This is a genomic window from Blastomonas sp. UPD001 (genome assembly GCF_003426715.1).
GTDB lineage: Bacteria > Pseudomonadota > Alphaproteobacteria > Sphingomonadales > Sphingomonadaceae > Blastomonas.
In genome coordinates, this window is sequence record NZ_QKVT01000202.1 from 1 (window position 1) to 3,460 (window position 3,460).

The 3,460-nt window shown below is 68.4% G+C and carries 3 protein-coding genes; all 3 read right to left on the bottom strand.

The features are described 5' to 3' along the window. A partial coding sequence (locus DM995_RS20760) for an FAD-dependent oxidoreductase (RefSeq protein ID WP_116970923.1) occupies positions 1-1,556 on the bottom strand: 1,556 nt, incomplete at its 3' end. A 57-nt stretch (positions 1,557-1,613) separates the two neighbouring features. Further along, positions 1,614-3,119 carry an MFS transporter gene (locus tag DM995_RS20765; RefSeq protein WP_116970924.1) on the bottom strand — a complete coding sequence of 502 codons (1,506 nt, stop codon included), beginning with the start codon at positions 3,117-3,119 and terminating at the stop codon, positions 1,614-1,616. A gap of 130 nt (positions 3,120-3,249) precedes the next feature. After that, a partial coding sequence (locus tag DM995_RS20770; protein ID WP_198669556.1) for a substrate-binding domain-containing protein occupies positions 3,250-3,460 on the bottom strand: 211 nt, incomplete at its 5' end.

Below are 3,460 nucleotides of genomic sequence, written 5' to 3' on the forward strand. Positions count from 1 at the left end.
TCGGGCGGAAAGGCGGGCAGGATGCGGTCGGCGGCGTGGACCAGGATTACCCGCGCATCGGCCGGATCGATGCTGCGATATTCATGCTCGAGCCCGTGCCGCGCGAGCTCGGCAATCGCGCCCGCCAGCTCGACCCCGGTCGGCCCCGCGCCGATGATGACGAAATTGAGCAACCGCCGCGCGCGCGCCGGATCGCCGCAGCTTTCGGCCTTTTCGAACGCGCCGAGCAGCGCGGCGCGCACCGCGATGGCGTCCTCCACCCGCTTGAGGCCGGGGGCGAATGGTGCCCATTCGTCGCGGCCGAAATAGCTGTGCGTCGCGCCGGTGGCGAGCACGAGATAGTCATAAGCGAGCGCGTTGCCGCCAAAGCCGATGGTGCGCGCCTGCGCATCGACCCGGTCGACCTCGCCGAGCAGCACGCGCACATTGCCATCGGCGCGGAACAGCTGGCGGATGGGGATGGCGACATCGGCAGGCGAGAGCGCGGCGGTGGCGATCTGGTAGAGCAAGGGCTGGAACAGGTGATAGTTCTGCCGATCAACAATCGTGATCCGCACCGGCAGACGGCGCAGCGCCAGCGCGCAGGCGAGCCCGCCAAAACCGCCGCCGACGATCACGACATGCGGCCAGTCCTGGGGCACCATGCCGGGCCGCGCGTCGCGCAGCACATTGGCCTGCAGCCAGGCCGCAACCGCTGCGTCGATCGAGGCGCGCCCGCTGCCATAAGCGATGAACAGGCCAAGAGTAGCCATCGCCAGCAGCGGCAGGCCCGCGCCATAGCCCATCAGCATCGCGCCCTGCAGCCCCACGATCGCGAGCAGCGAGACGAGCGGCATGGCGAGCCCGGTCAGCATCAGCAGCGCATAGAGCCCGGCGCTGGCAGGCGGCAGCGCGGCGAAGCTCGCAAGCGGCAGAAGCGTCTGCGGCTCGGGCAAGGCCAGCCATCCCGCCTGCACCGCCAGCGTCACCGCCAGCCAGAGCCGCAAACCGGCAAGATACCAGGGCGCGGCATGGTGGGTGAGCCAATCGCCCGCCCCGACCAGCAGGGGCGCGAGCGGAACCGCGCTGCCCTTCAGCCCGCGCGCGAGCAGCCGGTCGAGCGACAGCGCGCCCGCACCGCGTGCCGCATACCAGCCCATCAGCGCGATGGTGAAAAGTTGCGTGTCGGTGGACAGATAGCCGAGCTGCGCGACCAGCATCAGCGCGCCCACTGCGATCGCCGCGCCACGCGTCATCAGTCCCAGCGCGAGCAGCACCGCGCCGCCGAGCTCGATCGCGAGGCCCAGCGCGGCGGCAAAAGGCGGCGACAGGAAGCTCACCGGATATTCCTGCGTCGCCAAGACAAGCGCGCGCTCCCAGTCCATCAGCTTGACGAGCCCCGAGGCGAGCAGCCCCTGCGCAATGATGAGCCGAACGACGAGATCGAATAGCGGCCGCGCCGAGGCGATCAGCGCGGCATAGAGCTTCAGCCAGACGCGCAAGCTGATGCGCAGAACCGGCGGCAGCGGGCGCGGCTGCGCCCTCGTCGCCGAACCCTGTAATGTGGCAGCGTCCATCCCCGCGCCTCCCGATAGCGTGCACCCGCTATCCGGTTCGCCGGGTTGGCCGGATCGTTACACGGAAGCGGCGTCCGGCTCGGGCACGCGCAGCGTCGCGAGCGCGGCCATCGCCAGCACGGCGGCGGCAAAGGCCATCGTCCAGACCGGCTCGGTCGGGAAGAACGCCTTGAGCAGGCTGCCCATCACCGTCGCCACCAGCAGTTGCGGCAGCACGACGAACACGTTGAACAGGCCCATGAAGATGCCGAGCTTGGCCTGCGGCAGGCTGGAGGCGAGGATGGCATAGGGCATGGCGAGGATCGACGCCCAGGCGATGCCGATGCCGATCTCGCTGACCACCAGAAGCTGCGCATCGCGGATGAACAGGAAGCTCGCGAACCCGGCGGCACCGCAGAGCAGGCACAAGGCATGCGTGCGCACCTTGCCGATCCGCGCCGCCAGCCAAGGCAGCAGGGTGAGCGCCGCGAGGGCCGCGATGCCGTTATAGATCGCGAACAGCACGCCCACCCAGTTGCCCGCCTCGTTATAGGCGGGGCTCGACGCATCGGTCGCGCCGAACACGGTCTGCGCGACGACGGGGGTGGTGTAGATCCACATGATGAACAGCGACGACCAGCTGAAGAACTGCACCAGCGAAAGCCGCTTCATGATCGGCGGCATGCCCGAAAAGTCGCCGACGATAGCCCCGAGCAGGCTGTTGTCGCGGCCCGCGCGCGCCATGCGGATCGCGATCAGGCTGGCGAGGCCATAGCCGGCCAGCAGTGCGCCGAGCAGGTACAGCTCCTTCTCGAGATCGAGGCTTCCCACCAGAACGACCACCACCGCCCCGGCGGCGATCCAGGCGACGGCGCTGGTGAGATTGCGCGTGGCGAGCGCGCGGATCGGCTGGGCCTCGGGGGCGTCGGGCGTTGCCTCGGCAAAGGCGCGCATTTCCTCGGGGCTGTATTCGCGCGTCGTGACGATGGTCCAGAGCACCGCAACGAACAGGGCGGCCGCGCCGAACCAGAAGCTGATCCGCACCGTATCGGGCACCTGGCCCGCGGGCGCGGTGTTGGCGATGCCGAGATCGGTGAGCAGATAGGGGAAGAGCGATCCCGCCACCGCGCCCGCGCCGATGAACGCGGTCTGGATCGCATAGCCCATCGTGTGCTGGTCCTTGCGCAGATTGTCGCCGACAAAGGCGCGGAAAGGCTCCATCGAGATGTTGAGCGACGCATCGAGAATCCACAGCATCATCGCCGCGAGCAGCAGCGATTGCGACAGCGGCATGATGGCCAGCGACAGCGCCGCGAGCACTGCCCCTGCGAGGAAATAGGGGCGGCGGCGGCCGAGCCTCGTCCAGGTGCGGTCCGAATAATGGCCGACGATCGGCTGGACGAGCAGGCCTGTGAGCGGGGCTGCGATCCACAAGGCGGGCAGATTATCTAGGCTTTCGCCCAGCGACTGGAAGATGCGGCTCATGTTCGCATTCTGCAGCGCGAACCCGATCTGGATGCCGAAGAATCCGAAGCTCAGGTTGAACAGCTGCCAAAAGCTCTTGCGCGGTTTTTCCGCGATCATGCGCCTCTCCCTGGATGTCCCTGAGGCCCCACGCCTTATGCTCTTCGCGGGGTCCTTGGGCCCAACCGTGGCAGAGCGCCCGCCCCCGCACAACCGCAGCGCATACGTATACGTGGGGGGGGCCAGGCGTTCAGCCGCTGGAGCCGCGCACGATCAGCTGGGTGGGCAGCATATAGGGCTCGACCGCCTGCCCGCGGATCTTGCGCAGCAGCGTATCGACCAGCGCCTCGCCCGCAGCCTTCACGTCCTGGCTGACGGTGGTGAGCGGCGGGTTGGTGAAGCTTGCTGCCGGAATGTCGTCGAACCCGACAAGAGCCACATCGCCGGGAACGCTCAGCCCC

What these genes read in the sequence shown, in the direction of transcription:
- DM995_RS20765 (WP_116970924.1), bottom strand. Translation starts at nt 3,119, where the DNA reads ATGATCGCGGAAAAACCGCGCAAGAGCTTTTGGCAGCTGTTCAACCTG.